4 protein-coding genes and 1 riboswitch are annotated in these 3,196 nt (G+C 59.2%); of the genes, 2 read left to right on the top strand and 2 right to left on the bottom strand.

What is annotated here, in order from left to right; genetic code table 11:
• Positions 1-237 (top strand): NAD(P)H-dependent oxidoreductase (locus B3V69_RS09445; RefSeq protein WP_296445937.1); only part of this gene is annotated, 237 nt, incomplete at its 5' end.
• Between the two features lie 25 nt (positions 238-262).
• Here the strand turns inward: B3V69_RS09445 and B3V69_RS09440 are convergent.
• Together B3V69_RS09440 and B3V69_RS09435 are read right to left on the bottom strand one after the other, a co-directional pair.
• Positions 263-1,882: a diguanylate cyclase gene (locus B3V69_RS09440; protein WP_296445936.1), complete on the bottom strand. Its 1,620-nt coding sequence runs from the start codon at positions 1,880-1,882 to the stop codon at positions 263-265.
• A gap of 193 nt (positions 1,883-2,075) precedes the next feature.
• Positions 2,076-2,167: riboswitch (cyclic di-GMP riboswitch) on the bottom strand.
• An 89-nt stretch (positions 2,168-2,256) separates the two neighbouring features.
• Positions 2,257-2,676 (bottom strand): PaaI family thioesterase, encoded by a 420-nt coding sequence (locus B3V69_RS09435; RefSeq protein WP_296445933.1) that lies wholly within the window; start codon positions 2,674-2,676, stop codon positions 2,257-2,259.
• A gap of 200 nt (positions 2,677-2,876) precedes the next feature.
• Here B3V69_RS09435 and B3V69_RS09430 point away from each other — a divergent pair.
• Positions 2,877-3,196: YlqF/YawG family GTPase (locus tag B3V69_RS09430; protein WP_422662609.1), on the top strand; the 320-nt coding region annotated here is incomplete at its 3' end.

Raw genomic sequence — 3,196 nt, 5'->3', positions numbered from 1 at the left:
TGGGCCCAACATATCGTGTTGTTCTTCCCGCTCTGGCTGGGCGACATGCCCGCCATGTTGAAAGGTTTTCTGGAACAAGTGGCCCGTCCGGGCTTCGCGTTTACGCAGGACGCGGCCAACCCGTTTGGACAGAAGAAACTCACAGGTCGCTCGGCCCGTGTGGTGGTCACCATGGGCGATGTCGGCGTTCAGAAGTGGCAGGAAAAAATGCGCAAGCTGGGAGCCACTGCGCAATAGAAGGGTCAGAATCCTGCCAGGGCGATCAGGCCGCTATTCTCTTGGCCGAATACATGGCCAAATCAGCGCGGTGCGTCAGGGTTTCGACGGAATCTTCTGATTGCGCCTGCGCAAAGCCGACGCTGATGGTGACCTGCAGCCCGTCTTGAATACTGGCCCAGTTGTGGTTTTTCACCGCGGCACGGATGCGTTCGCAGACCTGTTCCACATGCGTTGCGTCCGCCTGCCCGAAGGCCAGCACAAACTCGTCCCCGGCCAGGCGAGCCGGCATGTCGCCCTCACGCAGGTGCGACTTGAGAATCTGCGCAATGTGTTGCAGAACCTGGTCCCCGACTTGATGGGAGAACCGGTCGTTCACCTGCTTGAACTGGTCGATGTCAATCAAGGCCACAAAGGCAGGACGTCCCCGTGCCAGGCCTTGACTCAGCAGCTCGGGAACCATCTCCGTGAATCGCCGACGGTTGGCAAGACCCGTCAACGGGTCCTCGAAAGAGAGTTTCTCCAGTGTCCTCGACGAGGCTTCCATGCGTTGCAGGTCTTCGTGATTCTTGCGAACCTTGAGTTGCCACGCGACCACCGATTCGCGGCTTTTAAGGAAATCGTTGCGCAAGCCCTGCTTGCGAACTCTCAATGTCTTGAGTTCGTCCTTCGCGCGTTTACCGTATCCCTGTTCGGCCAATATCTGGGAAGCGAGCAAATGCCCAATGGCGACCATCGGTTCGTGCTCCGCTTCAACGGCCATTTCAATCATCTTGCGGATTCGTTGCTCGGCGATCTCCCAATCTTTTGCGGCCCAGGCAATTTCTGCACGCAGCCACAACTCCAGAATGGCGAGCGAGCTGTTCCATGGGGAGCGAGCCGCCCAGGCTGAACACATTTCGACGTCGGCCAATGCTTCGTTCAGTCGCCCCCGCCAGCAGTTTTCAACGCCCGCCGCCAACAGCCACACGGCCTGGCTGACAATATAGTCACCTTGCGGCAGCCCCGCCAAGGGGTCCGCGCCCACCGGGAATTTATGGACGCCACGCAGTGCCTGCAAGCGTCCAAGGCCGGGGAGTTGTCCCGTGTAATAGCGCTCGCCAAAGAGTCTGCAGACTTCCATGTTGAGCTGGTTGAACCAGGGTAACCAGGCCTCGGAAGGGAGGCCCCCATCCTCCAGGGTCTTGATGGCGGTGGTGAAGGCTTCATCCGCCTTGTCATAGTTGCGGTCATGGGCATACGCAATACCGAGGTAGTTATAGGAAAGCGCCAGTGCGGGACCGGGGGGCAAACGCTCGGTCAGGCGCAGGCTCAGTAAAGCGGCTTCAACCGCCTCTTCACTGCGCCCCAGAACGCTGTAGGTATGCGACACGATCATGAGGGCCTCGGATTCGCCCGCCACATCGCCGACCAGCTGAAACAAAAATGCGGCACGCTGGCTGGTTTCGTTGGACTTTCTGAAGTGCGAGACGACCCGGTCACCGCTGGCCAGACACAGCAGTGCCCGGGCTTCCAGGTGAACGTCCTGTCTTTCCCGTGCCGCCCGTATGACCGATTTGGCCAGTGCCTGGCAGGCGAGGGCGTCGCCGCCGCGCAGCTTGGCGCGGGCCTGCTCCAGCAATAAATCAAAATTGCCCCCCGGCAATTCATGGACAACGTTTTTCATGAATCCAATCCGCTTGTCCGGAATCCCTTCTATGAGGTATTTGCTCCGGGTTTTGTAACTTGTAACCCAACGCCGTGCAGGCGAAATAAGCGCAGACAAAGCCACCGATGATTGATTTTTGTCGCCCGCTCAATGTGCCCCATTGAAAAGGCAACGCGAGAACTACAGAATCGGGGACGCATAGAGAATTTCCCCGAGCAACCCAGCCACCCTTCCAGTCAAAACACCGGGATCGGGTCCGTAGCTTTGCGTCTGCAGCTTCCGCCGCATTTGCCAATGTCAGCAAATGTAACAGGTCGGGGACAAGGATGGTGCTTGATGGTGTTGATCCATGGCTGCCGGGGCAGGGGCCTTGTTGGTGTCGTCAATATACGCTATTTGGCGTGGCGGGTCAGGTACACAGACGAGGTCGCGGTGGCGGTCAGTTCGCCCTTGTCGTTGAACAGTTCGGCCTTCAGATAGCCCACCGTTTTCCCCAGCTTCACGATAGCGCCTACCGCGGTGTACTTGCCGGCGCGGCTGGGCCGGAGAAAGCTCACGTTGATGTCGATCGAGGACGGCGTTGCACGAAATTTCTCGACGGCGATGACCGCATGGGCCATGGCCGCATCCAGCATGGCGGTGACATAACCACCCTGCACCACGTTGATGGAATGGCAGCAGTTCAGCCCGGGCTCGAATTGCATGGACAGCTGGTTTTTCTCGGGGATGAATTCAAGAGCCCGGCCATGGAGCGTCTCTACGCAAGCCGGTTTTTCCTGGTTCATTAACGCGATGATTTCGGTGGGGGTCATGGGTTTGTTAGGGGGTAGTTATTGTTGTGGGCCAGTTTATCTGCATCAACGTGGCCGCTGCACCGCCTTGGGCCGCGGCAGCTGGCGGGTGGCTGGGCATGACCCATAATGCTGCCACATCGGGTCCCTCCGGTGTCGCAGAACAAGCCCTTGGGACATGGGTCTGACGCACCGGGTTTTGTCGATTTGAGAGGTAAGAGATGGCTATCCAGTGGTTTCCGGGTCATATGCATTTGACCAAAAAGGCCATCAGCGAACGTATCAAGAACATTGATGTCGTGATCGAGTTGCTTGACGCGCGCCTGCCGGGGTCGAGTGCCAACCCGATGCTGGCCGAGCTCACGGCGGGCAAGCCGGCGCTCAAGGTGTTGAACAAGCAAGACCTGGCCGACCCGGCGCGCACGGCCCAGTGGCTGGCGCATTACAACAGTCAGCCCGGCACGCGGGCGATCGGGCTGGACGCCAGCGTCACGGCACCGGCCAAGGCGCTGGCCAAAGCCTGCTTCGAGCTGGCGCCCAG

It is taken from the genome of Rhodoferax sp. UBA5149, assembly GCF_002413825.1.
In the GTDB taxonomy this organism is placed as follows: domain Bacteria; phylum Pseudomonadota; class Gammaproteobacteria; order Burkholderiales; family Burkholderiaceae_C; genus Rhodoferax.
The sequence above is the reverse complement of the archived record's forward strand: the minus strand, read 5'-3'. Positions and strand labels throughout refer to the sequence as shown.

What these genes read in the sequence shown, in the direction of transcription:
- B3V69_RS09440 (WP_296445936.1), bottom strand. Translation starts at nt 1,882, where the DNA reads ATGAAAAACGTTGTCCATGAATTGCCGGGGGGCAATTTTGATTTATTG.
- B3V69_RS09435 (WP_296445933.1), bottom strand. Translation starts at nt 2,676, where the DNA reads ATGACCCCCACCGAAATCATCGCGTTAATGAACCAGGAAAAACCGGCT.